Raw genomic sequence first — 23,661 nt, 5'->3', positions numbered from 1 at the left:
GAACAGTGCCCTCACCTCCAAGGCCGCCCCACCGTGTTCCTCGTCCAGAGCGCCCCGCTCTACGGAGTGATCGGCACGCCCTACCAGTACGCCGACGGCGGCCTGCGCGCCTTACCTGCCGACGGCAGAGAGGCACTGCCGTACGGGCATCCCGGCCTGCGCTGGTACCTCGCCTCCCAACTCATCCGCCGCCTGCGCGCCTACACCGTCATCGGCCTCGACGACCTCGGACGCGCCCGTCACCGGGCAGGCGCACCGACCGGCACAGGAGCCTGAACAGCAAGCGGCTCGCCAGGCCCGACCACAGCGCAGAAACTCCCCAACCGTCATCAGGAGACACCACGTGTCCGTCGCTTCCGAATCCCCTGCCCGCCCGTTCGCGGCGCTGCAGTTCCTTGAACCGGAGATCACCGACCGGCGCTGGCTCACCTTCCCCAAGCTCTGCTACGCCAAGGCCGGTCCTGCCGAAGGCCACGACAGCACGAGCACCGAAGGCTGGACGTCCGTCATCAGCGCGGCCGCCACGGTCGGGGTGGACAAGGTCCAGCTCGTCAAAAGCGAGCCGGGCTTCTGCCTGGGCCTCGAGGGCGTCGCGAACCGGTCCGGTGCACCGCGGGGCGTGCACGCGGGACTGTGGCGGGTGACCCACCGGCACAGCCGCCTGGCCTGGGACATCTATGACGTGGTCGTGGGCACGACCGTGCAGGCCTTGCTCCCCGCTACCGGGAAGGGGGCGGCGTGATGCGCACACCGCTTCCCCAGCGTGCCGCGATCCCGGGTGGACCCGCGCCGGTGACCGGCGTGGACTTCATACCGGGCGACTGGGCCATCACGGCGGACGATGTCGCCCCGGACATGGGCGACCTCGCCGCACGGGTGCGTAGCCTGATGGATCTCCAGCAGGGCCGGGTACTCCGATTACCGCTGGGCGGCCGGTTCTTCGACATCGTCGTCACCGCGTCCTGCCCCGAGGCGTACGCCGTGGTCAGGCTCCTGGACCAGGTCCAGCACACCAGCGACGGGCAGATCGACGCCTGCGGTCCGGTAATCGAGAACCCGGCACGGCAGTGGCTCATCTGGCTCGTGCCTCCGGGGACCAGCGAGACCTGGGCACCGCACCGGTACGCCATGTGCCTGGGCAGACCGCACCAGCTCGCTCTGCCGCCGATGACGCAGACGGAGGCTCCGGGGCCGTACTGGCTGCGCCAGTGCCGTGGCGACCGACTCGTGCCGCCGACGCCCCTGCGCGACTTCCTCGACCGGTTCCAGCCAGGCCCCGCCCCGCACGAGGAGATCCTCGCGAACATCCTGTGCACCATCACCTGATCTGCCCGTACGGCAGCGCCGCGGCCCCCTTGCGTACCACCCCTGTAGCGGTGCTGTACCGGGGACAACGCCTGCACCGGGCCGGTTGAGCCAGGCCCCAAACAGGTGCGGAAGGCCAGGCCGGCCGGCGCGCAGGACACGCGGTGCTGGCGCAGGCACAAGCCCCTCGTTTTCGCGGTGCTCGCGTTGTGATCTGCACGACCGCTACCAGCAGGTCGCAACGGGGGTCCTGCGGGCCCCTCCGCCCCCTTTGTCCTACGGGCGGTCACCTCATCAAGGAGTACCAGCCATGGCTCAAGCCGCTGTGCCACTCGCTTCCGAGACGGCCGAGGATCCGCTCTTCGAGGACGAGTGGGAGCTGCACACCACGATCACGGCCACTCCGACGCCGGTCATCGAGATGTGCGACACCAGCGACGGATGCAAGAAGACCTGTGCGTCGTCCTGCACGTCGAGCTGACCAGCAACCCCGCGCGGGTGCGGGCGGCCCTGCCCGCCCGTACCCGCGCACCCCTGAGGGAGGAAGGAGGGACACCGTGGCTCGACCGGTCTACCGGCGGTTCGGCGACGTGTTGGTCCTGCGCGCTGCTGCCCTGCCCGCTACGGCCCGCCCCGCCGGCTGGCCCGCCATTGATTCTTCGGACGCCTGCTCCCAGTGGCTGCAGCGCGTGTGGGACGACGACACGTTCGTCACCTCGCTGCGGGCAGCGTCCCCGCGTCTGGTCGACTACGTGGAACGGATTCTCGGCGGCGACGACATCGAACCGAAGCGGATTGGCAAGGCCACGTGTTCCGTTGCCGGTTATCTGCTGCGGGCGACCGGGCGGCCGACACCGTTCGGTCTGTTCGCCGGGGTCGCCCTGGCCGGCGTGGGTGGCGCCTGCGCCACGATCGGTACGGCTCACCGGGCCGTCGCCCGCCCGGACACCCTGTGGGTCGACCACGTCCGCAAAGACCTGGAAGGCCGCGCCGACGTACTGCCTCACCTGACTGTGCAGGTCAACACGCTGGCGTTCCGGCGCGGCGACACCATCAGCATGCCGCGCTCGGGCGGCCGCATCGCCACGGCCAGGATCAGTCGCCCCCTGTCCGTTGTCCTACAGGCAGCAGAAGAAATCGCCTGCGGCCGGGAGCTGCTGCGGCTTCTCCTCGACGCCGGAGGCACCCTCGGCCAGGCCCAACGCCTGCTCGGACAGGCCCTCGCCGACGGCTACCTGATCAGCAGCCTCACGGCGCCGATGACGGAGGACGATCCCGCGGGGCACATCGTGCGCAGAGGAATTGTCAAGAGTTGTGGATGGGGGGTTGGGTGAGTTGCCGGGCGAGTCGTTCGGCGTTGAGGGTGCGGATGGCGTTGTCGACGGCGTCTTGGTCGTTGGGGTCGATGCCGCGGCTGGTGAGGAGTGTGGCGATCTGCTTGGCGGGGCCCCAGGCGGTGTGGTCGTCGAAGGCGTCCTGGAAGTCGGACAGGTGGAGGTCGACGGCCTCGATGACGGGGGTGATCCAGCGGGGTTCGATGCCGCGTTCGGTGAGGGCGAAGTCCACCCATCGCTTGAGGGCGTCGGGCAAGAGGGCGCGTTGGTCGTGATCGAGAACGGCTTTGCGGGGTAGCCAGTCGGCGAGGAAGAGGGCTGCGTGGCCGGGGCTCCAGGCCAGGGGGCCGACGGTGATATAGCCCTCGCCGTAGTCGAGGAACAGCTCGGCCAGTGACCGGATGGTGTCGGCTGTTTCCGGGTCGGTGTTGTGAGTGGCGGTGGTGGTGAACGCGTTCAGGAGACGGGCGCGTTCGGTGTCGGGCAGCGGCTCGTGTTCGGGCCAGTCGGGTAGGTGGTCGCGGCAGCGTGCCCAGGCCAGTGCCCGTAGCTCGACGAAGTCTCCGTCATCGTGTCGGGGCCAGGTCATGTCCGTCATGCGCAGGGCCCCGGCGAGATCGGCGAGGGCCGCGGACACGTCGTAGTCGGTCAGGGGCATGGGGATGTCGTCGTCGTCCCGCATGCCGGACCAGGCGGTGGCGGCGTCAGGGAGGAGAAGGCCGAGTTTGTCGACCATGGTGCCGCCGGTCTCGATGATCTGGGCCATCAGGGTATGCGGGGTGGGCCCGTCGTAGGCGATGAACAGCACACGTTCGCTGCCCCAGACGTCCACCGCGCGCCAGGCCCGGACCGGGTGATGGCCTGCGGACGTGTGCCAGGCGGGCAGCGGCTGGGTCTCGGCGAGGATGCCTACGGTGCCGGCCAGCATCGGCCGGCTGTCTACGGGCGCCACCCTTTCCATCGCTGCCACGGCGGCAAGGCCTGCCGGGGATGGTGTGGTCGAGGCCCGGCCTGTCACTTCCAGGCACAGCCGCTGCTCGGGCTCCCGCTCGGTGAGCGGGGCCTCCAGCCACGCCCGGCCGAGCCAGCTGCTGGCCCATGCCTCCGCCGTCAGCAGCTCGTCGTTGCCGCCGAAGTGGCGCCGGGCATCACGCATCACCTGGTCCGACAGTCGCAAGGGCAGTGGTGAACGACGGACCGGCTTGTGCTGCTTCTTGCCGCCGGAGGACTTACGGCGGCCACGACTCTTCGGCATGCCAGTAAGCCTGTCACATCAGCGCTCCCTGACCGGCCCGCCGATGCGAGGCAGCAGAAGAACGCCGTCAGACAGCGGCTGGCGGCACCCCTCCCCGGGGACGGGGACGGGAACGGGCGCCTCGCCTTGAAGTGGGCTCCACCGGCGCAACGAGGTGTGGGCGCTGGCAATGGTCGAGGCTTGTGCATCAGTTGGTGTGGTTCATGCTGCGAGGGTCTCGTCTTGTTCGACGAGGTGGCCGTTACGGAAGCGGGCGCCGGATCGGACGAGGGCGACGAGGTGGGGCGCGGTGACCGCTCGCCAGCGGGCCTGGGCGGACTCCACGAGCTTGAAGACCATCGCGAGGGCCGCGGTCGGGCTGCCGGCGCCACGGGTGACCTTGGTCCGGAGCCTCACCGTGCTGAAGGTCGACTCGATGGGGTTCGTCGTCCGCAGATGGACCCAGTGCTCGGCGGGGAAGTCGTAGAACGCCAGCAGCTCCGCCACATCGGCGGTGATCTTCGCGACGGCCTTGGGCCACTTCGCGCCGTACGTCTTCTCGAACACGGTGACCGCCTTCTCAGCGTGCGCCCGGTCCTCAGCGTTGTAGATCTCCTGCAGGGCCTTCTTCGCGCCAGGCTGCGCGGACTTCGGCAGCGCGTTCATGACATTGCGGGTTTTGTGAACCCAACACCTCTGGTGCCTGGCCTGCGGAAACACCTCCGCCAGGGCTCGCCACAGTCCCATCGCGCCGTCGCCGACAACGAGCATCGGGTCGTGCATCCCGCGCCGTCGGCAGTCGCGCAGCAGGTCCGCCCAGGACTCGGTGGACTCGCGCAGGCCCTCGGCGATCGCGATCAGTTCCTTGGCACCGTCGACACGGACGCCCATCAGGACCAGGAGGCAGGAGTGTGCCTCGGACAAGCGGACCTTGGGGTGGATGCCATCGGCCCACACATAGACATAGTCGGATTCCACCAGGTCACGAGCCTGGAAGGCGGCATGATCGGCGGTCCACTGCTTCGTCAGCCGGGTCACCGTGGCCGGCGACAGACCGGCCGCCGAGCCCAGGAACTGCTCCATCGCGGGCACGAAGTCACCCGAGGACAGGCCATGGAGATAGAGCAACGGCAACACCTCACTGATCTTCGGGGACTTCCGGCACCACGGCGCGAGGATCCTCGAGGAGAACCGCTGCCGCTCACCCGTCCCCTCGTCGACCCGCTTGTCGTTCACACGCGGCGCGGCCACCTCGATGGGCCCGGCGGCCGTGCTCACCGTCCTCGGCCGATGCCGGCCGTTGCGAACCACCAGTCGGCGGCCAGCCTCGTCACGCTGACCGGTGAGTTCGGCTATGTACTGGTCCACCTCCGCCTCCAGTCGTTGACTACGCTGAGCACGGGCGTGCCTTCCCAGCCCGCGCTACAACGCGGGCCTACTCGGTGACCATGAGTCGATCACCCGGGGAGGTACGCCCTCAGCACTCCGCAGAGCATCCACCCGAGCCGATCCACAAGTTCTGAGCATTGCTCTCGTGCGCACGCTCCGCGCTCACCTCGAGGAGCTCACACCGGGCACCCGGGACGTCCTGGCGCAACTTGCCAGGGCCGGGCAGCTTCTGTGCAAGCACAACCAAGTTTCTGGCGCGGCCGCGCGCTCGTTACGTGAGGCGGCAGACGATCTGATGCGGTTCGCCCCGGCCGCGAGCCGCAGCCGTATCTCTCTCGACCTGCACCTCGATGCCCAGGTACGGGTTCCCTGCCATGTCCTGGACGAGGCGGAGCGCGCCGCGAACGCGCTCGTCCGTCTGACCCGTGCCCGCGTCGGGTCCCCCGCCTGGGCTGCCTACGCCACGCACTTCTGGGAGCGCTACGGTGCCGGCGTCCTCGTTCCCGTGCGTGATGCCGCCGATCTGGCCGCCGGCGTCGGCTACCCGGCCGGCTACCCCCTGTCGTTGTGGCCGCAGACACCGCCCGCCGTGCTGGCCCGTGACGAGAAGCTCGCGGCGAAGGCCATGGGCGCGGCCGTGACCGGTGCCCGTGAGATCGTGCTCACGGACACGGACGTCGACGACCTGACGGCCGCCGAGGCCGGCGCTGATGGGGCCGGGGTCGGGCCGGTGGCGCCGCATGTCGAGTTGGCGATCCGGATCCGGTCCGCCAGTTCGAGCGCCCTGGACCGCGGCGACTTCCTGCTCGAGGCGCGTCCCGCATGGACTGCGGGCGCTCTGTCCGGGCGGTTCACCGCCCTGCTGGGGACCGGGCTGTCAGAGCTGTACTCCACACTGCCCACCATGGTCCGAGGAGCTCTGCCCGCACAGCTCTCCTTCACGCCCGTCTTCCCGCACGGGGAGAACGTCGCCCGGATCCCCGCGGTGCTGCCCCACGTGCTCAGCGTGGGTGAGCACCGCACCCCGGCCGACGACGTCATCGACGTCGACGACCTCGCCGTGTTCTGCACCGGCCGAATGCTGCACCTGGTCAGCGTCTCGCGGCGGCGTGTCGTCGAGCCGCTCGTCCTTCACCCGCTCGCGCTGGAGAAGCAGGCGCCGCCCCTGGCCCGGTTCCTCGCCATGCTCGCTCGTGGGTCCGTCACCGCCTGGACGGCGTTCGACTGGGGCCCGGCCGCCGTCGCCCTGCCGTTCCTGCCCCGCATCCGCTACCGCCGTACGATTCTGGCCCCCGCACGCTGGAAGCTTGCCGCGGCCGAGCTGCCGGCCGGAGCCTTCACACCGCAGTGGCACCAGGCGCTGAGAGACTGGGCGGCCACGTGGCGTTGCCCGGCACGTCTCGATCTCCACGACGACGACCAGGCCATGAGCCTCGATGTGGCTGAACCGCTCCACGCACGCCTGATCCACCGCCACCTGCAGCGCCACCAAGTGGCGGTCCTCGCCGAGAGCGCGCCGGACGGCGACCTGGGGTGGATCGGCCACGCACACGAGATCACGATGCCGCTCGCCACCGCCGGCCCGCAGATGCCGCACCCGGACCTGACCGGTGCGCCCCTGGTCACGAACCGGGACCTGCCACACCCCGGCGGCAGGGGACGGTGGCTGCAGGCGAAGGTGTTCACCCACCCCACGGCGATGGACCACATCATCACGCACCGCCTGCCTGGCCTGCTCGAGGACCTCGGTACATCCGATGCGTGGTTCGTGCGCTACCGGTCACTGCACGAAAGCGACCATCTGCGGCTACGTCTGCCCGCCGGCAGCAGCGCCCTGGAGACGGTCGCCGGCTGGAGTGAGCGGCTGACCGCCGACCGGCTCGCCTCCCACCTCGTCATCGACGCCTACCGGCCCGAAGTCGGCCGCTACGGCACAGGCTGCGCGATGGAAGCAGCCGAAGCGGTGTTCGTCGCGGACAGCCAGGTGGCCCGCTACGCACTCACCGACCTGCCCCGCATGGAGCGGGAAGTGTTGTGCGCCCTCTCCATGATCGACCTGGCGGAGGGATTCCTCGGCACCCGCGAAGGCTGGGCCCGGATGGCCGCCACGCCACCAGACGGCAAGCAACGCCCCGACGTCACCCGAACCACCGTCCGCCAGGTGCGCGCCCACCCGCTGCTCCATGGGTCCCACCGGCTGGCTTCAGCCCTGGCACAACGCCGCTCGGCACTGGGCCACTACCGGCCTCACGTCGACGACCGGCATCTCGGCCAGGTCCTCGAATCCCTCCTGCACATGCACCACAACCGGATGGCAGGCCCCGACCGCGCCAGCGAGGCCGCCTCCCGGCACGCCGCACGCCAGGCCTGCCGGTCCCTGACCGCACAGGAGGACGGATGAGGCACGACGACCTCGGCGGCGGCCTCGCCGGAGACGCCCTGTACGAGATGGTGGCCGCCCACACACACGGCACCTGGACCGCTGCCCGCGCTGCCGTGTGCGCTGTCACCGCCCAGCCGCTGGCCGGGCATCCCGACGACGCCGGCCTGTACCGGGGCGCGCCCGCCGTCGCCTACGCCCTGCACTTCGCCAAACCCTCGTCCGCCTCACGCACACTCGCCCGCCTCGATGCCGAGACCATCGCGATCACCGCCACCCGCCTCGACACAGCGCAACGCCGCATCGACAGCGGCCATCCGCCCCGCATGGCCGAGTACGACCTGATCAGCGGACTCACCGGGCTCGGCGCCTGCCTGCTGCGGCGCGAGCGGCAGACCGGACTCGAACGGGTCCTGCGCTACCTCGTCCGGCTGCTCACCGAGCCGCTCACCGTGACCGGCCGACACGTCCCCGGCTGGTGGACAGCCGACGGGCCGCGCGGCCTCCCGGAAGACGGCACCTTCGCTGCCGGGCACGCCAACTTCGGTATCGCGCACGGCATCGCCGGCCCGATCGCTCTCCTCGCCCTGGCCGGCCGCGCCGGCATCACCGTGGACGGCCAGGACCAAGCGCTCGACGAAGGCATCGGCTTCCTCACCACGTGGGCGCAGCCCGCCGACGACAACGTCCTGGGATGGCCCGAAGTCCTCACGCTGCACGAGTTCGAGGCAGGGCCGGCCGCCGGCCGATCACCAGGACGCCCTTCCTGGTGCTACGGCACCCCCGGCATCGGCCGTGCCCTCCAGCTCGCCGCGCTCACCCGCCGCAACGAACCCGCCCGCCGGTTCGCCGAACACATCGTGCTCGGCTCCCTCACCGACCACGGGCGCCTGTCCCAGATCGAGGACACCACGCTCTGCCACGGCTGGGCCGGACTGCTGCTGACCTGCGACCGCATCGCCACCGACGCCCAGACCCCCGCCATCGCCGACGAACTACCCGCACTGCATACACACCTCGACGCGCGCCTCGTGCGGCACGAGATACCCGAGAACGCCGGCCTGCTGACCGGCAGCGCCGGCGTTCTGCTCACGCTGCACACCCTCGACGCTCCCCGCCCCCCTGACCTGGGGTGGGAGACATGCCTCCTTGTGAACTGAAAGGCCGACCCAGTGAGCCAGACCCCCACCGCCGACCAGCTACGCAACCGCCTCGTCGATGCGATCCGCCACGACACGCCCCTGAGCACCGCCGTCGAACGGGCCCTACGCACCGTGCCCCGGGAGGCATTCCTGCCCGGCATCGACCTCCACGAGGCCTACGCCGACCAGGCCGTGACCATCAAGGACAACCCCCTCGGCGGAGCCCTACCCCTGTCCTGCGCATCCGTGCCGTCCATCGTCGCCACCATGCTCAACCAACTCGACGTCCGGCCCGGCGACGACATCCTCGAGATCGGCGCCGGCACCGGCTACAACGCCGCACTCCTCGCCGAACTCACCGGCCACCACGGACACGTCACCACCATCGACATCGACTCCGACGTCGCCCTGCACGCACGGACCATGCTCGACCACGCTGGCTACCAGCACGTCCATGTAATGGAACGCGACGGGCTGACCGGCGCGCCAGAGAACGCCCCCTACGACCGGATGCTCGCCGCCGTCGGCCTGTGGGACCTACCCACCGCATGGTGGCAGCAACTCGGCGAAGGCAGCCGCCTCGTCCTGCCACTGCGCTGGCGCGGCCAGACCCGCTCCGTCGCCCTCACCCGCCACGCCGACACCCTCGTCTCCGAAAGCATGCAGTTGTGTGGCTTCGTCCCCGTCATCGGACAGGACGGCGAAAAGACAACGCCGCTCAACGCCGACAACACGATCCGGGTCATCCACGACGCAGACCAGGCCGTGGACGCCCGTGCGCTCGGCGCCAGTCTGAGCAGCACCGCCGGGATCGAAGTCATGTCCGCACAGTGTGTCGGCAGCGAGGAGTCCTTCGACGGCGTGTGGCTGCGCGCCACCGCCACCGACGACCGCATCTGCCGCCTCCAAGTCATGCCCGATGCGCTGGCCCAGGAACTCCTCCCGCGCCCCGCGGTGCCCGTGCGCAGTCCGGTCCTGGTCGACGGGGACAGCCTCGCCTACCTGATCGTGCGCCGCGACCCCGCCGACCCCCAGCGGTCCCACCAGCTCGGCGCAGCCGCATACGGACCACACGCCCAACAACTCGCCCAGGACCTCATCGCGCACATCGAGGCCTGGGGCACCGCCCGCACCACCCTCCCCCGCCTCACCATCACCCCCTCGCAATCCGACGCGGCAACCGGCTCGGGACATGTCATCAGCAAACCAGAAAGCCGGCTCACACTGACCTATTGAAGCCACCGCTACAACGCCATCGGATTTCTCGACCTGCCCTGGACCCTCTCCCCAGCCATGCAGGCCGTGACCGCATCCCTCACCGCACTCGACCGGCTGCAAACCATCGTCCAAGTCCCCGGCCATCCCAGCATCGCCGCCGCAGCCCGGGCCATCTACGACGGACGCGACGGCGCCCTCAGACAACGCATCACGAAAGTCGAAAAGGCTGCCAGGTTCTGCATCATCGACCGCTCCGCCCCCCTCGCCCCCACCCCACACGGACACGACTTCCTGCGCGAAGCCACCGAGATCCTCGGCATCGCCGACAGACCCCGTCCGAGATCCGAGTGGCCCCCAGGCGCCGGGAGAGGGAAACCTGACTGCTTTCGCTGCGTGACGCACGCGCAGTCTGGATCATGGGAGCGTGGAGAATTGGTCCGACTGCTTCGATCCCGACGAGTTGCGCATCCGTCTCGACGTGGCGTTGGAGGAGAACGCTCAACTGCGCGAGGAAATCGCCTGGCTGAGAGCCGACAACGCGCGGCTGCATAGCCTTCGGGGCCACGATGTCCAGGCCACTCCCGCCGCCATTCCGTCATTTCCCGAGCCGGTCGCGGTCCCGCCGCCCACGGGGGCCTGTGAGCCTGCCGTATGCGGATGCCTCCTCCAGCGCCGAGGCGAAGATCGCCCTGTTCAGGGCCCTCTTCGCAGGCCGCGAGGACGTTTACGCCAAGCGGTGGGTGAGCGCCAAGTCCGGCCGGACCGGCTGGAGCCCGGCCGAGGACAACCCGTTTGACAAGAGCAAGGCCGAAGAGGTCCGGGTGTTCTGGCCGCTGACCGACGAGGCCGTCTACCGCCACCTCGATCCGACCCGGCAGGGCCGCAGCGAGCTGCACATCGGCCTGTATCCGCTGTTGGCCGACGACACCTGCCGCCTGTTGGCGTGCGACTTCGACGGCAAGGACGGCAGCGACTGGCGCGCCGACGCCACCGCCTACGTCACGGCCTGCCACGAGGCAGGCGTCCCCGCCCTGCTCGAGATCTCCCGCTCCGGAAAGGGGGCGCACGCCTGGACGTTCTTCGCCGCTCCCGTCGCTGCGGCCACCGCCCGCGCGCTGGGGATGGCGCTGCTGCGCCGTGCAATCGACGCCCGCGGGCAAATGGCGCTGTCCAGCTATGACCGGCTCTTCCCTGCGCAGGACTTCCTGCCAACCCAGGCGAAGGGCAGCTTCCGGTTCGGCAACCTGATCGCGCTGCCGCTGCACGGGGTCTCCCGGGCCAGGGGCACCACCGTCTTCGTGGACCCCGACACCTGGCAGCCGTATCCGGACCAGTTCGCCCACCTCTCGCACACCGAGCGCCTGTCTCCGGCCGACGTCGAGGCGCTCGCCGACAAACTCGGCCCCGTCAAGGCCGGCCCATCCCCGACCGCCCCGGAGCTGGGGCCCAAGCCCCGCCGCAAAGCCCTCGGCAAGGCGCCCGCGCGAGTGGAGGCCCAACTCTCGGCGATGCTGGCGATCTCCACGACCGGACTGCCGCCGCAACTGCTGGCCGCGCTCAAGCACGCGGCGTCGTTCCACAACCCGGAGTTCTACCGCAAGCAGAACCAGCGCTTCTCCACCTTCAACACCCCCCGCCTCGTCTGCTGCTTCAACGCCTCCGATCCCGACTGGCTCAAACTGCCCCGCGGCCTGACACACGAGGCCACCCAGCTCATCACCACTGCCGGCGGCACCCTCACCATCGCCAGCGACCTGCCCGAACCCCCGCCGATCACCGCCCACTTCACCGGCAAGCTGACCGCCACCCAGCAGGCGGCCGTGGAAGCGATGGCCGAGCACCCGGCGGGCACCCTGGTCGCGCCGCCCGGCTCCGGCAAGACCGTCATGGCCTGCGCCCTGATCGCCCACCACCGCACCCCGACCGCGGTGATCGTGAACCGGGCAGAGCTGCTGGCCCAGTGGAAGGAGCGGCTGGCCGCCTTCCTGGACTTGGGCGACAGGCAGGTCGGCTCACTCGGCGGTGGCAAGGACCGTCGCGGCCACATCGTCGACCTGATCATGCTCCAGACACTGTCCCACCGCGACGCCCCAGACGACCTACTCGACGGCTACGGACTGGTCATCGTGGACGAGTGCCACGCCGTGGGGGCGCCCGGCGCCGAAGCCGCGATCCGCAGAGCGAAGGCGCTGCGGTGGGTCGGTCTGTCGGCGACCCCCTACCGCGCGGACCAGATGGACCCAGTGATCACCATGCTATGCGGGCCGATCCGCCACGAGATCGAAGACACCAGCACCTTCGCCAAGCACCTCGTCGTGCACCCCACCACCTTCACCACCGACGAGCCGGGCACCGACGGCGCGTCCATCCAAGCCATCTACAACGAACTCGCCAACACCACGGACCGCAATCAGCTGATCGCGGCAGACATCGCCGACGCCGCCAGGCGCGGCCGGTGCAGCCTGGCCCTGACCAACCGCGTCGAACACCTCCACCAGCTCGCCGAAGCACTCCAACCACACGGCGTCACCCCGCTGATCCTGCACGGCGGCATGCCGCCGGCCGAACGCGCCCAGGTCCGTTCTCTCCTGTCCGAGGAGCACAATGAGCCTCTGGTGCTCCTGGCGATCGACAAGCTCGCCGGCGAGGGCTTCGACGCACCGCGTCTCGACACGCTCTTCCTGACCAGCCCCATCTCGTTCAAGGGACGCGTCATCCAGCAGGTCGGCCGAATCATGCGAAACACCGAAGCCAGGAAATCCCACGTCGAGGCCCATGACTACCTCGACGCAGACGTCCCCCTCCTGGAGCGCATGCACCACAAACGCCGCCGCATCCTCGAACGCCGCGGATTCACCACGACCGCCCCCGAGAATCTCCCGCCGGCACCACCCCGCGCTCCTGCCCCCGCCGCCCGTCCGCCACACCCTTCGGCCGTGGCGCCGAGCGTGGCGGAGGTACGGGCCTGAGCCCGCGAACAGGGCATGGACGTACCACCGCGCGGCAGGCTCCGCGCAGACATCTGGGACGCCTGGTACGCCACCCACCCGGCCACGAACCCACCTACTACATAGAGGGCGTCTGAAAAGCCCGTCAGCGGGTAAGTCGCCTGGTAGCGGGGTGGGGCGACGCGCTCTCGGGGGCTGGGGTGTGCGGGCTGCGTTCCCGTTACTCGACGGATCTGTCTGATCCGGAGTGGGAGATCCTCTGTCCGCTGGTCCCGGCGGTCAAACCCGGTGGGCGGCCGGCGATACACGCGCGGCGGGCCCGTCTCCCTGAGCTCGGCGGTCACCCTCGGGGAGCCGTAGGCGCCGCCGGATTCCGCGTGGACCTCGCGAATCCTCGCGGCCAGGCACTGGTCGGCCCGCTGCCGGGCAGTTCTGGCCTCGCGGCCGGCCAGCCACTTGTAGTAGCTGGACCTGTTCACCTCCAGGACCTCGCAGAGCCGCTTCACCTCGAAGGCGTCCCGGTGGTCGTCGACGAACTGGAAGCGGCTCCTCACCAGTTCGTCTCACCGCATCTTTCGGCATTGCAGCCTCCAACTCTTCTCGCATTCCGCTGCCGTCCTTCCCCATGTGCCGGGCTCTCCCCGGCTCGGAGTACTACGACGGCTCCGTCCCATCCGGCCCGTTCAGCGGTCGATGCGCCTGTCCCGCTCCACGGACTGGAGGCCCGGCTGCGGGAGTTGAGACCGGATGGTTCCCGTGTTCACTGTGGTCCGCTCGGTGGAGGAGGAGCCCGTCTGCATCCCTGCGGCATCGCCATGAGTACGCCGTGGGCCTTCCCCGTGGCCTCCCGGACAGCAGAGACAAACCACCCAAGGAGTTCCCCGCCGCCTCCGGCGGCGGTTGCGCGCCGTTCCCGGCCCAGATCCGCCAGGTTCGAGCCGGTCTCGCATTGAGGGACGTAATGACGACGGTTCCTCGCGTACTCCTTTCCACCTCGCTCGCCGGACCCGCACCATCTGGCAGTGCTGGCACGTCCCGGCTTTGTCAGGGCCGCTTGCCACCCTCCCCGGCATCACCCGGATCAGGCTGCCCTCAGCTTCACCACCCCGCCACGACAGAGCAGTTGTCCCACCGGCGGCCGGCGGGGCACCCTCCGCCAGGGCGGCATCCTCGGCCTGGCGCGCCGGGACGCTGACGCGATCGGGTTTTTGCGGCCCGCAGAGGCTACCGGGCGCGGAGGCGCTTCTCGACACTTGCGCAGTTCGCGGACGGCCCGGGCCGCGGCATCTTGTGCGACGGGCCGGCCAGATCCAGCGCCGGGCGTGGCACGCCGGGCGCCGATAGCGGAACCGTCGGCGCCCGGCTTCACGGGCCGCAGGCCGGGAGCCCGGGTCGGATCAGTCGATCAGAACTTGTTGCAGATCGTCTGGGGGGCCACGTTGGCGTTCCAGTACATGGCCCTACGCGTCTGGGGACCGTAGACGCCGTCCACGGGGATGCCGACCCGGGCCTGGAAGTCCCGCACCGCCTGGGCCGTGGCAGGGCCGTAGTAGCCGTCCTCTTCAAGGCCGTTGGCGCCGTCGCACCGACGGAGCGAAACCTGGAGGTCATAGGTTCCGTCATTGAACCCCGACTGCTGGCGCATGACACAGTCCACCGAGCCGGTGGACGACACCGGCACCCAGGTTCCGTAGCCACCTACCGAGACCTGCCGATCCGTCGTACAGGTAGGGACGGACGCACTCGCTGTCGGGGCGAAGCCGATCAAGGCGGTAACAGACAGAACCGTGGTGCCCAGAGCAGTGACGCGACGCTTCATGAGAGCGCTCCTGAACGGGGTGAAGAAAGGAGTCCGGGACGCCCCCGTGACATCCCAAACGACGATGGATCTCGGCCATCCAGGGAACATCGTACATTTGAGTGATCAACACCCCACTCAGGGGCGGGAGTCGGGGCGATCACCCCCTGCCCGGCGATCCCTTCAGCGACGCCATCGGCGCCCGGCGGGCGACGTTCACCCCGCGTGCAGCATTAGGCCGACGCCCGCCACCATCAGGCCCGGGACTCTCGGGGCTCCGAGGCGTTCCTTGAAGAAGTCCGCGCGATGGCCGCGCCCACGATGGTGGAGCACTCGCGCAGCACGGGCGGTCGGGGCCAGCGGGGCCAGCGGGCCAGCGGGCCAGCGGGCCAGCGGGCCAGCGGGGCCACCAACGACTGGTGGGCAAACCGAGTGCTCGACACGCCGGTCTGCGAGTTTCGTCGGACCGGCTGGTGGCGGCAATGTCCGGGCCGCGCCCAGCAGGGGTGCAATCCTGTGTCGCGCCTGGGGGAGGGGTCAGCGCAGCAGCGCCCAGGCGACCAGCAAGGAGAACAGGACCACCGTGGCGATGGCCTGGCCGCGCGGGACGTCCACCAGCCGGGCGACCGGCACGTCGATGACGCGCTCGCCGTCCAGGCGCAGGCCGGCGTGCTCCAGCAGCCGGTGACGCTGCGTCTCGCGCCACAGCATGCCGTCCGTGAAGCACAGGTTCGACGTGCCGCCGCAGTCGTCGCACCGGTACCGCTTGGCCACCATCCTTGCCGCCCCTCGCGTATGCCTGCCTGCTGCCCATGGTGACCGACCGCAGGCGCTGTGCGTAACCGGTGCGCCCCGATCCGTGACATATGCCTGCGCCCGACTCGGTCAGTTCGAATCGGGCACAGGGCGGGCCGAACGGGCGGGCGAGGCTACCCTGATGAGGCTCGACCGACGCGCGGCTCACGACCGTCCCCCGCTCCGACGGATTCGGCACGCCCGGCCCGCCGCACGGCGCGCCAGATGAGTGGCCCGCCCACGGCGGCAGGTAGAAGCCAGTACGCGACCGTGGGCAGCCGGTCCCACACCGGCAACTGCCGCCCGTTGTCCACGTAGAACGCGGTCAGCATCGCGACGAACGAACCGCCCATGCCGACGATATGAGCCGTGTCGCCGGACCAGTACCGTCGCCGGACCCACCGCCCCACGAAGGCACCGGCGAACGCAACCGCACCGATGGCCAGCAGCTTCCAGTCCTCCCGTAGCCGCATGCTGGCCAGCGCCGCCGCGGATGCGAAGACGACGCAGATGGCCCAGAAGTACGCCGATCCGAAGCGGGTGTGCCGGCCGCGCCCCTTACGCCGCACCAGCGCCGCCCCGCTGCCGGCGACCACGGCCACCATCGCCGCGAGCACATGCACCGACAGGAACGCCAGAAACACCGGCGAGTCCTCCGGCACGTGGATCCCGAGCACGTCCATCCCGACCCTCCATATGTAGCCTTGCTACCTATAGGGCGACGCTACGCCTATGAGCCTGGCGAAAGAAGCCCTCGACGAGTAGCGTCACTACCTATGAGGGCGGAAGTACTCAAAGGCCACCTGGACGCACTGCTACTGGCCACGCTCGAAGACGGCCCCCGGCACGGCTACTCGGTCAAGGAGGCCCTGCGCGCGGGCTCGGACGGCCGGATCGACCTGCCCACCGGCACGATCTACCCCGCATTGCGCCGCCTGGAGCAGCAGGGTCTGATCACAGGAACCTGGGACACCGCAGGCCCGCGCGCACGCCGGACCTACACCCTCACCCCGGCTGGCCGCACCGCGCTGAACGGCGAGCGCACCGGCTGGCAGGAGTTCTCCGCCGTCATCACCACACTCCTGGCAGGCAAGCCATGGCCACGCCCCACGTGATCGACACCTACCTCGACACGCTGGCAGGGCGGCTGCCCGCCGACGTGGTCGCCGAGCTCGCCGACGGCCTCGGCGAAACCTACGACCATCACCGCAGGCGGGGACTGGATCCCGAACAGGCCGCGGCCGCTGCCCTGACCGAGTTCGGCCACCCGCACGAGGTCATCGCGGCGTTCGCCGATATGGCCCCGGGGCGCCGCGTCGCCCGCACGCTGCTGGCCACCGGCCCGGTGGTCGGCGGCTGCTGGGCCGCCACGCTACTCACCACGGGACTGTGGCCGACCCTGCCGGGCGCCGCCCACGCGATCCTTCCCCTCGTCCTGCTCGCAGTCATCACGCTGCTGGTGGTGGCCTGGCGCGGCGCCTACCGGCGGATCCGCACGGCCGCCATCGCGGCCACTGTCGGCATCGTGCTCATCGACGCGACCGCGCTGACCGCCCTCGTCCTGCTCGCGCCCACCGTTGCCCTACTGCCGACGGCCGCAGCCGCCGCCAGCGCCGGCCGGATTGCCCTCGCGCTGCGAGCCCTGCCACAACTGCAGACCACGTCCACCTGACCGAGGCCGACACTGAAAGCCTGCTGCCCTACCGCTGTTCTGTCCCCGCTCGGGGAATCTCAGCGAGCAGGTCTGTCCCATATCTCAGCGAGAGGTGGGGATATTATTCAACGAGCGTCATCAGCTGCGCGCCGAGAACCCCGGCCTGTCGTGGCACACCCTGGGCGGCCACTTCCACGACTCCCGCCCGTTCTGGGCCGCTGCGGGCACCGATGTGCCGGGCGGCTACCAGCAGCGCGAGGCCTGCCCCCACGTACCCGCGGGCTGATCCAGCAGCCCGCAGGTCCGCGCGGTCCGCAGCCAGCCAGGTACGCGGTCTGCGGACCCCTTGTCGCGCCCGGGGTCAGTCCTGCGGCGGCAGCACCTGGTGCGCCCAGGCCGGGAAGGTGGTGGGGGCGGTCGGGTCCATGCCGATGCTGAGCAGGTCGCCGGAGTTGCGCCCGACGGTCACCGGCACGTCCCGCACGTACTACCGGAGCTCTATGGTCAGCACCCGGCCCATCCACGCCGGTACGTCGTGCCCCTGCACCCCTGGGTCAGGTCTGCGTACTGCGTGGTGATGTCTGCCGGGACCGGGTCGCGCACGACCACGACCTTCGCCCGCGCGTCGTACTGCTCCGCCGACACCTTCCCCCACAGGTCCGTCACCGGGACCTCGGCCAGGACCGGCGCTGCGTGGCAGAGCAGCATCGCGTGGTTGCCGACGCGGTGCATCGAGGTGACGGCCGGGATGGTGTCGATCTCCTCGGCCGTCTCGGCTCCGAGGACGAGGAACGGGGTGTCGTGCGGCTGGCCCATCGCTGCGCCGGGCATCACAAACGTCGTGAAGTGAATCGCCATGGCGGGAGCGTAGGGCGTGGTGCTGACAGCGGCGGAACCTTCAAGGGTGTTGCCCGCATCGAGGCGTGCGTCGCCGACCTGGCCGTGCGGCCGGGGAGGCAGGTTGAGTTGGGGTTACTGGTAGCCGGGGGTGCGGGTCAGCGTTTGATGCGCCCGCGGATGGCGAGGACGCCGAGGGCAAGAAGGGTGGGTTCGAGGAGGCGGGAGATCATCTCGATGTAGGTGCCGGCGGTGGTGAGGTTTTGCCCGCTGGAGCGGAAGACCACCGAGTTGATCGCGACGCGGGTGGCTTTCTCGGCCCGGGCGAAGGTCATGCGCTGGGGCCATCCGCCGCGCAGGGCGGGATCGGGGGTGCTGGTGTTGAGGGCGATCTTGCTGCCGTGGAGGGTGCCGGTGGTGGCGGGGTCGGGGTCGTGGGTGGGCAGGCCGACGCCCATCAGGAGCAGCACGGTCAGGGACATGGCGGCGAGCAGCCAGGTGAAGGCTCGGGAGGCGCGCAGGCCGTAACCGGACAGCAGCCAGTAGCCCCACAGCAGGCGGCGTTCGCCCCTCGTGGTGCCGGTCGGGTCGTGGCGGCGCATCTCGCACTCGCCGTAGTAGAAGTCGGCGGCGCCGGGTTCGTTCTTGCCGTCCTCGAACGCTTTGCGCAGCTGCCGGTACAGGGCGGCGACGTCTTCCGGGTCGGGGGTGCGGGCGCCGTCGGTGTGGTGCGGTCTGGGACGCCACAGCCGGGAATCCTGCGCCGCGCCTGCGGTGGGAACAGGCTGGCCGTTGACACGCCCCAACGAACCAGGCGTCGCCGGAATATCCCGCCACGCCGAACCGGGCTTCGCCGGAGAACCGCGCGCCGCTGAACCCAGCGTCACCGAAGAACAATGCGCTGCTGAACCAAGCGTCGCCGAAGAATCGCGCGTCGCTGAAACCAGCGCGACCGGAGAACCGCGCCCCGTCGAACCCGGCTTCACCGCGGAATCGCGCCTCGTCGAACCCGGCAGCGCCGGAGAACCGCGCCTCGTCGAACCCGGCGTCGCCCGAGAACCACGCCCTGTCGAACCTGGCGTTGCCAGAAAACTGCGCCCAGCCGAATCCGGCGTCGCCGGAGAACTGCGCCCCGCTGAACCGGGCCTCGCCGGAAAACCGCGCCACGCCAAACTGGGCCTCGCTGGAGAACTGCGCCCTGTCGAATCGGGCGTCGCCGGAGAACTGCGCCACGCCAAACCGGGCCTCGCCGGAAAACCGCGCCCCGTCGAACCGGGCCTCGCCGGAAAACCGCGCCCCGTCGAACCGGGCCTCGCCGGAGAACCGCGCCCCGACGAACCCAGCGTTATCCGAGAACTCCCCCTGGGTGAACCCCCCGGGCAGCGCCGAGGTGGGGTTTGCCGGTGGCGGGGTCACGGAGGGCGTCAAGGAGGGCTCCCAGCAGGCCTCGGGTGAAGGGAGTGCCGCGGTGGTCTATGTCGGCGCCGGGGGCCAGACCGGTCAGGTAGGCGATCCGTTCGGTGTCCGGCGCGTGGGCCAGACACGCGGTATAGGTGGGGAGGTGGATGCCGCGGCAGCCGACTGGGTCGGTGGCCGGGCCCGCAGTAGTGGGACCAGGCGGGTGGTAAGGGTGTGCTCATGGTGCGGCGGCTCCAGGGGCGTGTGTCGGGTGCCGGTATGGACGCTTCCCGGACCGGTACCAGTTCAGACCCGACCGTGACGGGCGGCCCCTGGCGAGTCCCGCCGCTGCCGGGTGAGGCAGTCTGGTGGCCCCGGCCAGCGAGCCGGCAGCGGCCTGAGATGCCTGCCCGAGGCGGCGGCACCGTCTGTGTCCCGGCATCGGGCAGGGACTGGTTCAGGACGTTCTCGCCCCTTGGGCGCGGTGGTCGCCGCCCGGCTCACGGCCTGCGGGCGAGGAAGGTGTTCACCTCGCTGTGGTGCCCGATGTATGCGGCCAGCTGCGGGCTGAGCAGTCCTGCTACCCAGGCCAGTTCGTCCATCCGGTGCTTGAGCGGGGCGGCGAGCAGCGGTTCCCAGTGGGCGGCGCGGTTGCGCAGTCCGTGGAGGTTGCCGATCGCCTGGTCCACCGTGGCCCGGTCGGTGCCCGGCGGGAAGGCGAAGTGGAGGTGGGGCACCCATAGGGTCTTCTCGTGGGCGGAGGAGGACAGGTACCGCCACAAGCCCAGGCTCAGGTCGGCGATGATTTTCCCGGGCGGGGCATGGTGGCCGTAGCGGGAGCGGGCGGCGTCGATCGCCTTGCGGGGCTTTTCGTTCACGTCGACGCGCCGGGTTCCGCGCGGTCCGCCCTTCTTGGTGCGCAGCAGCGGGGCGCGCAGCGGGCTGGCGGGGTCGTCCAGCCAGTGTCCTGTCCCGGTCCAGGTGGCATCGAGGGCTGCTGCGTAGGCGTTGCGCAGGGCGACCTCGAGGTGGCCGAGGTCGTGCAGGACGGCGCAGGAGAGGGCGGTGTTCCACTGGTAGAGCCGAAGGGCGTGGCCGCGGTCGCCGTCGGCTTCGGTCAGGTAGACGCCGTAGCGGGCCGGGCTGAGCCAGGCGTCCACCCACGGCCCGGCGTCGGGGGCCGGAAAGGTGTTGCTCACGTTCTTCCTCCTGCTGATTCCGGTATAGTGGCGGATGACAAGCCCCGGTGGACCGCTGATCTGAAAAGATCATGTCGCCGGGGCTAAGACGTTTTTCGGGCCCGGTTGCGCCGACCGGTCAGCAGGATGCCGACGTCGATCGTGTCGTGGGGATCGAGGACGGTGAACCCGTGTCAGGGTCCGCCGCGTCGTCGGCCGGCCCGCCGGCTGCCCCGCCGGAGGTCCGGGTGCGGTCAGCAGGGCGTCCATGAGGGCTTGGTAGCGCTGCAGGTCCGCAGCCCAGCCGGGGACGACGAGGTACTGGCACCCGATGGTGGATCGCCGACGAGGAGCGGCAGCGGGCGGAGCGGGAGCGCGGACGGCAGGCCCGGCCGCCCGCCCCGAACTGGCTCATCGAGGCAGCGCATCGGCCACGGTCCGCCCGCCTACGTACACGCTGGCCACTGCCACATGGCAGGCAGGCAATCCCGCGGCGTCGCCCACGACACCGCGCTCCGCGCCCTTGTCCGGGGAGTCCCTGCCTGCACGCAGTGTCGCCCGGACTCGGGGCTCGGCTGCCTCGCACGAATGTCTAAACTTTCGCCCTCACGCACCGAGGGGGGCACATGACCAGCGAATCAGAGCCGCGAAGATCGCGGCGATACGCCCTAGTCGGCGGCGTCCTCGCCGCCATTCTTGCCGCGCAGACGGCGGCAATCGTCGCCCAACAGATTCAGATCAGCGATCTCAAAACCCAGCGCGCCACGCCTGGACCGGCAGGCCCCTCAGGGCCACCCGGCCCGGCAGGCCTTCCGGGCCTACGAGGTCCGGCGGGCCCGGCAGGCCGAGACGGCAAGGACGGGACGAACGTCACCACGCTTCAGGACACCGTCCCCGAGGTACAGCTCACCGAGACCGAGGCTCGCGCCCACTGCGAGACCGTCGCCGAACAGGCGTACCCGAGCAACAGCGACAGCGGCGACAAGTCCCTCGACGACCTCACCGACATGTTCAGCGCCACGATGCATGAGAAGACGTTCGAGCAGTGCATGGGCGAGCAGGGGTACCCGCAGTAGACGCGACAGCGCCCTCCCGGACGGGGACCTGGCGGGCGCGGCGGTCAGCTCTGGCCGGCAACACCAGAGAGGCCCGGTGTGCCGGCGTCCCCGCGCCGTCCTCGCCCGTGCCGGGCGTACCGGGGCCGCGGCCCTGGCGGGTGCTCCCGGACGGTCCTGCCTGCTCCGGGCGGCGCTGCTGTTGGCGGGCCTCGTCCATCAGCGCGGCGTGGGCCCGGTCGGCGGCCGCGAGGCGGGCGGGCGAGACCGCTTCAGCCTGACGGTTCCCCCATTCGCGGCGCAGCCCGGCTGCCCACCGGCGGCGGAAGGCCGCCTGCTGCGCGCTGGGTAACGCTGGTGGATCCCGATCCGCTTCGGGAGCGTGTTCCAGATCGTCCGCCATTCCTTCCCTGAGCCGCATCGGTACACCGGTCAGCAGGATGCCGACGTCGTGGGGGCCGAGGACGGTGAACCCGTGTCAGGGTCCGCCGCGTCGTCGGCCGGGCCGTTCGGACGGCCCGCCGGCTGCCCGGCCGGAGGTCCGGGTGCGGTCAGCAGGGCGTCCATGAGGGCTTGGTAGCGCTGCAGGTCCGCAGCCCAGCCGGGGACGACGAGGTACTGGATGGTGCTGAGGGCGATCGCGGCCTCGCCGAGCCGTCCTTGCGGTGCGAGACCTCCGGCACGCACCCACTGGTCCCACATCACGTCATCCATCAGCTCCGTCAGGATCTCCGGCTCGCTGTCCACGCGGTCTGTCAGCAGCTTCGCCAGCGTCCCGCTCGCCCTGGTGCAGGCGCGCACCGCCGCGCACAGCGCAGGGCCGTCCGTCGTCTCAAGGATGCGCAGCAGTCCGCGCAGGCCGTCCGCCAGCGGGGAGCGGGCGCGCAGGTCGGTGCCCGCCTGGTCGGCGGCGATGTGGGCGGCTGCGATCCGCTCGAGTTGTTCCGGCGGGCCGGTCCAGACACTCTTCCACGCTTGGGTGAGTTCTTCGGGGCTGACGTCGTGCATGCCGCCGATCAGGAGGCGGGCGCCGACCTGCACCAGGGTCTTGTCGAAGGGGCCCTGCTCGCCTATCCCGGCCCCAGCCGCCGTTCGCTGGGGCCGGGAGTGAGGCACCAGGGAGTGTGGCGGAACAGGCAGACGCGCCGGATTCAAGTCCCGGTGCCCTTACGGGCGTGAGGGTTCGACTCCCTCCACTCCTACCACCCCACGTGTCACGCTCGGACCCGCCTACCGGAAGCAACGTGAACAACCGGGCGGCGCTTTGCGGACCACCCAAGGATGTTCCGCACCGTCACCGCAGGTCAGACGTACAACGCGGGTTGGGTGTTGCAGCAGGTGCCTGGGAGCTGGCTACCTGCGGCGCGGGATGGTGACCCGGGCCTCCGCCAGGACGATGCCGGTCGCCAGGTCGTGGTACACGGCGAGGTGCAGACCCCAGTCAGCGTCACCGGCCGCGAGCCAGCCCCCGGCCCACAGGGCGCCGATGGTCTCCAACACGCGACCGGCAAGCGGGCCACCCAGGAATCGGACGATCACAGCGACACCTTTATCCGGCGGGACCCTCCCACCTCACCCCTTGATGGGGCTCAGCACCGGAAGGACAGCACCGAGACGCCGGCAGCTTCCGTGCTGGTCCGCCGCCGGGCTGACAGCGGCAAGGCACGGCGGCCCCGGCCGACGCGCAACCGGCTGAACGCGCCCCGATCCGCGGCCGCGGCCGCGCCGCCCATCCCGCCCGTCCTTTCCTCCTTCACTTCAGCCAAGGAACATGGGCAGGGCAGCCGCAACGGGGATGTCAGCAGGCCGACCACGGCAAAACGGCATGGTGACCTGCGCGGCCACAAGGCCGGTCCTGCAGGCCGCGCAACAGCAGGCGCAACCCCTGTCGCAACCCTCAGCTTGACTCTGACGCGTAAATAACAGCAGGTGGGGGCTCTTTCGGGCAGGGGTGTCGGCCCGGTCGGGTCTGTCCGCCGGGCCCCTTCCCCCCTGT

The 23,661-nt window shown here is 70.4% G+C and carries 22 protein-coding genes, 1 tRNA gene and 6 pseudogenes; 16 read left to right on the top strand and 13 right to left on the bottom strand.

Translation table 11 applies throughout. The features are described 5' to 3' along the window. The 5 genes and pseudogenes from ABT085_RS22595 to ABT085_RS22575 form a co-directional block, all read left to right on the top strand. Positions 1 to 276 (top strand): annotated as a pseudogene (locus tag ABT085_RS22595) (hypothetical protein); the annotation flags it as partial. 67 nt (positions 277 to 343) lie between these two features. Then, the gene (locus ABT085_RS22590; protein ID WP_351610657.1) at positions 344 to 742 is read left to right on the top strand and encodes a hypothetical protein; all 399 of its coding nucleotides are present in this window, start codon (positions 344 to 346) and stop codon (positions 740 to 742) included. Further along, the gene (locus ABT085_RS22585; RefSeq protein WP_351610654.1) at positions 742 to 1,326 is read left to right on the top strand and encodes a hypothetical protein; all 585 of its coding nucleotides are present in this window, start codon (positions 742 to 744) and stop codon (positions 1,324 to 1,326) included. Before ABT085_RS22590 ends, ABT085_RS22585 begins: the two co-directional genes overlap by 1 nt. 289 nt (positions 1,327 to 1,615) lie before the next feature. Next, a complete protein-coding gene (locus ABT085_RS22580) occupies positions 1,616 to 1,786 on the top strand; it encodes an FxLD family lanthipeptide (protein ID WP_351610652.1) in 171 nt (56 codons plus the stop codon). Positions 1,787 to 1,862: 76 nt separating this feature from the next. After that, positions 1,863 to 2,639 carry a lantibiotic dehydratase gene (locus tag ABT085_RS22575; protein ID WP_351610649.1) on the top strand — a complete coding sequence of 259 codons (777 nt, stop codon included), beginning with the start codon at positions 1,863 to 1,865 and terminating at the stop codon, positions 2,637 to 2,639. Here the strand turns inward: ABT085_RS22575 and ABT085_RS22570 are convergent. Then, a complete protein-coding gene (locus ABT085_RS22570; RefSeq protein WP_351610646.1) occupies positions 2,611 to 3,894 on the bottom strand; it encodes a hypothetical protein in 1,284 nt (427 codons plus the stop codon). The genes ABT085_RS22575 and ABT085_RS22570 overlap by 29 nt on opposite strands. A 201-nt stretch (positions 3,895 to 4,095) precedes the next feature. After that, positions 4,096 to 5,253, bottom strand: a pseudogene (locus ABT085_RS22565) (IS256 family transposase); the annotation flags it as partial. A 76-nt stretch (positions 5,254 to 5,329) separates the two neighbouring features. Here ABT085_RS22565 and ABT085_RS22560 point away from each other — a divergent pair. The 5 genes and pseudogenes from ABT085_RS22560 to ABT085_RS46735 all read left to right on the top strand — a co-directional run. Beyond that, positions 5,330 to 7,663 carry a lantibiotic dehydratase gene (locus ABT085_RS22560; RefSeq protein WP_351610659.1) on the top strand — a complete coding sequence of 778 codons (2,334 nt, stop codon included), beginning with the start codon at positions 5,330 to 5,332 and terminating at the stop codon, positions 7,661 to 7,663. Continuing rightward, a complete protein-coding gene (locus ABT085_RS22555) occupies positions 7,660 to 8,802 on the top strand; it encodes a lanthionine synthetase C family protein (protein ID WP_351610643.1) in 1,143 nt (380 codons plus the stop codon). Before ABT085_RS22560 ends, ABT085_RS22555 begins: the two co-directional genes overlap by 4 nt. Before the next feature lie 12 nt (positions 8,803 to 8,814). Then, positions 8,815 to 10,020 (top strand): methyltransferase, FxLD system, encoded by a 1,206-nt coding sequence (gene fxlM / locus ABT085_RS22550; RefSeq protein WP_351610641.1) that lies wholly within the window; start codon positions 8,815 to 8,817, stop codon positions 10,018 to 10,020. A gap of 620 nt (positions 10,021 to 10,640) precedes the next feature. After that, positions 10,641 to 12,971, top strand: a complete 2,331-nt coding sequence (locus ABT085_RS22545) for a TOTE conflict system archaeo-eukaryotic primase domain-containing protein (RefSeq protein WP_351610638.1) — start codon at positions 10,641 to 10,643, stop codon at positions 12,969 to 12,971. 9 nt (positions 12,972 to 12,980) lie between these two features. Then, a pseudogene (locus ABT085_RS46735) lies at positions 12,981 to 13,076 on the top strand (hypothetical protein); the annotation flags it as partial. Between the two features lie 191 nt (positions 13,077 to 13,267). Here the strand turns inward: ABT085_RS46735 and ABT085_RS22540 are convergent. The 5 genes and pseudogenes from ABT085_RS22540 to ABT085_RS22520 form a co-directional block, all read right to left on the bottom strand. Next, positions 13,268 to 13,513: pseudogene (locus ABT085_RS22540) on the bottom strand (IS3 family transposase); the annotation flags it as partial. Positions 13,514 to 14,355: 842 nt separating this feature from the next. Then, positions 14,356 to 14,595, bottom strand: coding sequence for a peptidoglycan-binding domain-containing protein (locus tag ABT085_RS22535; RefSeq protein WP_351610635.1), 240 nt, complete (start codon positions 14,593 to 14,595; stop codon positions 14,356 to 14,358). Positions 14,596 to 14,964: 369 nt separating this feature from the next. Further along, positions 14,965 to 15,089 (bottom strand): annotated as a pseudogene (locus ABT085_RS22530) (EamA family transporter); the annotation flags it as partial. Between the two features lie 196 nt (positions 15,090 to 15,285). Continuing rightward, a complete protein-coding gene (locus ABT085_RS22525; protein ID WP_351610633.1) occupies positions 15,286 to 15,525 on the bottom strand; it encodes a hypothetical protein in 240 nt (79 codons plus the stop codon). Positions 15,526 to 15,677: 152 nt separating this feature from the next. Continuing rightward, the gene (locus ABT085_RS22520) at positions 15,678 to 16,226 is read right to left on the bottom strand and encodes a hypothetical protein (protein ID WP_351610631.1); all 549 of its coding nucleotides are present in this window, start codon (positions 16,224 to 16,226) and stop codon (positions 15,678 to 15,680) included. A 93-nt stretch (positions 16,227 to 16,319) separates the two neighbouring features. Here ABT085_RS22520 and ABT085_RS22515 point away from each other — a divergent pair, with 93 nt between their 5' ends. The 3 genes from ABT085_RS22515 (at position 16,320) to ABT085_RS22505 (ending at position 17,483) form a co-directional block, all read left to right on the top strand. After that, positions 16,320 to 16,658 carry a PadR family transcriptional regulator gene (locus ABT085_RS22515; protein ID WP_351610628.1) on the top strand — a complete coding sequence of 113 codons (339 nt, stop codon included), beginning with the start codon at positions 16,320 to 16,322 and terminating at the stop codon, positions 16,656 to 16,658. Beyond that, the gene (locus tag ABT085_RS22510; RefSeq protein ID WP_351610626.1) at positions 16,640 to 17,215 is read left to right on the top strand and encodes a permease prefix domain 1-containing protein; all 576 of its coding nucleotides are present in this window, start codon (positions 16,640 to 16,642) and stop codon (positions 17,213 to 17,215) included. The genes ABT085_RS22515 and ABT085_RS22510 overlap by 19 nt, the downstream gene beginning before the upstream one ends. A 94-nt stretch (positions 17,216 to 17,309) precedes the next feature. Continuing rightward, positions 17,310 to 17,483: a hypothetical protein gene (locus tag ABT085_RS22505; protein ID WP_351610623.1), complete on the top strand. Its 174-nt coding sequence runs from the start codon at positions 17,310 to 17,312 to the stop codon at positions 17,481 to 17,483. Between the two features lie 218 nt (positions 17,484 to 17,701). Here the strand turns inward: ABT085_RS22505 and ABT085_RS22500 are convergent, their stop codons facing one another. The 4 genes and pseudogenes from ABT085_RS22500 to ABT085_RS22485 all read right to left on the bottom strand — a co-directional run bounded on the left by ABT085_RS22500 (position 17,702) and on the right by ABT085_RS22485 (position 20,631). Then, a complete protein-coding gene (locus tag ABT085_RS22500) occupies positions 17,702 to 18,055 on the bottom strand; it encodes a hypothetical protein (protein WP_351610620.1) in 354 nt (117 codons plus the stop codon). Between the two features lie 137 nt (positions 18,056 to 18,192). Continuing rightward, positions 18,193 to 18,840, bottom strand: a complete 648-nt coding sequence (locus tag ABT085_RS22495) for a hypothetical protein (protein ID WP_351610618.1) — start codon at positions 18,838 to 18,840, stop codon at positions 18,193 to 18,195. Positions 18,841 to 18,955: 115 nt separating this feature from the next. Then, positions 18,956 to 19,450: pseudogene (locus tag ABT085_RS22490) on the bottom strand (pentapeptide repeat-containing protein); the annotation flags it as partial. Positions 19,451 to 19,932: 482 nt separating this feature from the next. Further along, complete coding sequence (locus ABT085_RS22485; protein WP_351610616.1) at positions 19,933 to 20,631, bottom strand: hypothetical protein; 699 nt, start codon at positions 20,629 to 20,631, stop codon at positions 19,933 to 19,935. 126 nt (positions 20,632 to 20,757) lie between these two features. On the opposite strand from ABT085_RS22485, the gene ABT085_RS22480 reads away from it, so the two are divergent. After that, positions 20,758 to 21,240 carry a DUF6233 domain-containing protein gene (locus tag ABT085_RS22480; RefSeq protein ID WP_351610614.1) on the top strand — a complete coding sequence of 161 codons (483 nt, stop codon included), beginning with the start codon at positions 20,758 to 20,760 and terminating at the stop codon, positions 21,238 to 21,240. Then, positions 21,237 to 21,686, top strand: coding sequence for a hypothetical protein (locus ABT085_RS22475; protein WP_351610611.1), 450 nt, complete (start codon positions 21,237 to 21,239; stop codon positions 21,684 to 21,686). The genes ABT085_RS22480 and ABT085_RS22475 overlap by 4 nt, the downstream gene beginning before the upstream one ends. Before the next feature lie 411 nt (positions 21,687 to 22,097). On the opposite strand, the gene ABT085_RS22470 is transcribed toward ABT085_RS22475, so the two are convergent. Beyond that, positions 22,098 to 22,781, bottom strand: a complete 684-nt coding sequence (locus ABT085_RS22470) for a hypothetical protein (protein WP_351610609.1) — start codon at positions 22,779 to 22,781, stop codon at positions 22,098 to 22,100. Between the two features lie 2 nt (positions 22,782 to 22,783). Between ABT085_RS22470 and ABT085_RS22465 the strand changes: the two genes are divergently transcribed. After that, positions 22,784 to 22,870 (top strand) — tRNA-Leu (locus ABT085_RS22465). 148 nt (positions 22,871 to 23,018) lie between these two features. Here ABT085_RS22465 and ABT085_RS22460 read toward each other — a convergent pair. Beyond that, positions 23,019 to 23,204 (bottom strand): hypothetical protein, encoded by a 186-nt coding sequence (locus tag ABT085_RS22460; protein WP_351610606.1) that lies wholly within the window; start codon positions 23,202 to 23,204, stop codon positions 23,019 to 23,021. Positions 23,205 to 23,661: the final 457 nt, after the last annotated feature.

Origin of the sequence: Streptomyces sp. NPDC002265 (genome assembly GCF_040296125.1) — a bacterium.
Taxonomy (GTDB): Bacteria; Actinomycetota; Actinomycetes; order Streptomycetales; family Streptomycetaceae; genus Streptomyces.
This window is presented reverse-complemented; position numbering and strand designations above follow the sequence as displayed.

Bases quoted from the DNA above. Each gene is read 5' to 3' on its own strand.
- ABT085_RS22510 (WP_351610626.1), top strand. From the start codon at position 16,640: ATGGCCACGCCCCACGTGATCGACACCTACCTCGACACGCTGGCAGGG.
- ABT085_RS22570 (WP_351610646.1), bottom strand. From the start codon at position 3,894: ATGCCGAAGAGTCGTGGCCGCCGTAAGTCCTCCGGCGGCAAGAAGCAG.
- ABT085_RS22585 (WP_351610654.1), top strand. From the start codon at position 742: ATGCGCACACCGCTTCCCCAGCGTGCCGCGATCCCGGGTGGACCCGCG.
- ABT085_RS22525 (WP_351610633.1), bottom strand. From the start codon at position 15,525: ATGGTGGCCAAGCGGTACCGGTGCGACGACTGCGGCGGCACGTCGAAC.
- ABT085_RS22535 (WP_351610635.1), bottom strand. From the start codon at position 14,595: ATGCGCCAGCAGTCGGGGTTCAATGACGGAACCTATGACCTCCAGGTT.
- ABT085_RS22520 (WP_351610631.1), bottom strand. From the start codon at position 16,226: ATGGACGTGCTCGGGATCCACGTGCCGGAGGACTCGCCGGTGTTTCTG.
- ABT085_RS22480 (WP_351610614.1), top strand. From the start codon at position 20,758: ATGCCGACGTCGATCGTGTCGTGGGGATCGAGGACGGTGAACCCGTGT.
- ABT085_RS22515 (WP_351610628.1), top strand. From the start codon at position 16,320: ATGAGGGCGGAAGTACTCAAAGGCCACCTGGACGCACTGCTACTGGCC.
- ABT085_RS22475 (WP_351610611.1), top strand. From the start codon at position 21,237: ATGACCAGCGAATCAGAGCCGCGAAGATCGCGGCGATACGCCCTAGTC.
- ABT085_RS22580 (WP_351610652.1), top strand. From the start codon at position 1,616: ATGGCTCAAGCCGCTGTGCCACTCGCTTCCGAGACGGCCGAGGATCCG.
- ABT085_RS22555 (WP_351610643.1), top strand. From the start codon at position 7,660: ATGAGGCACGACGACCTCGGCGGCGGCCTCGCCGGAGACGCCCTGTAC.
- ABT085_RS22500 (WP_351610620.1), bottom strand. From the start codon at position 18,055: ATGGCGATTCACTTCACGACGTTTGTGATGCCCGGCGCAGCGATGGGC.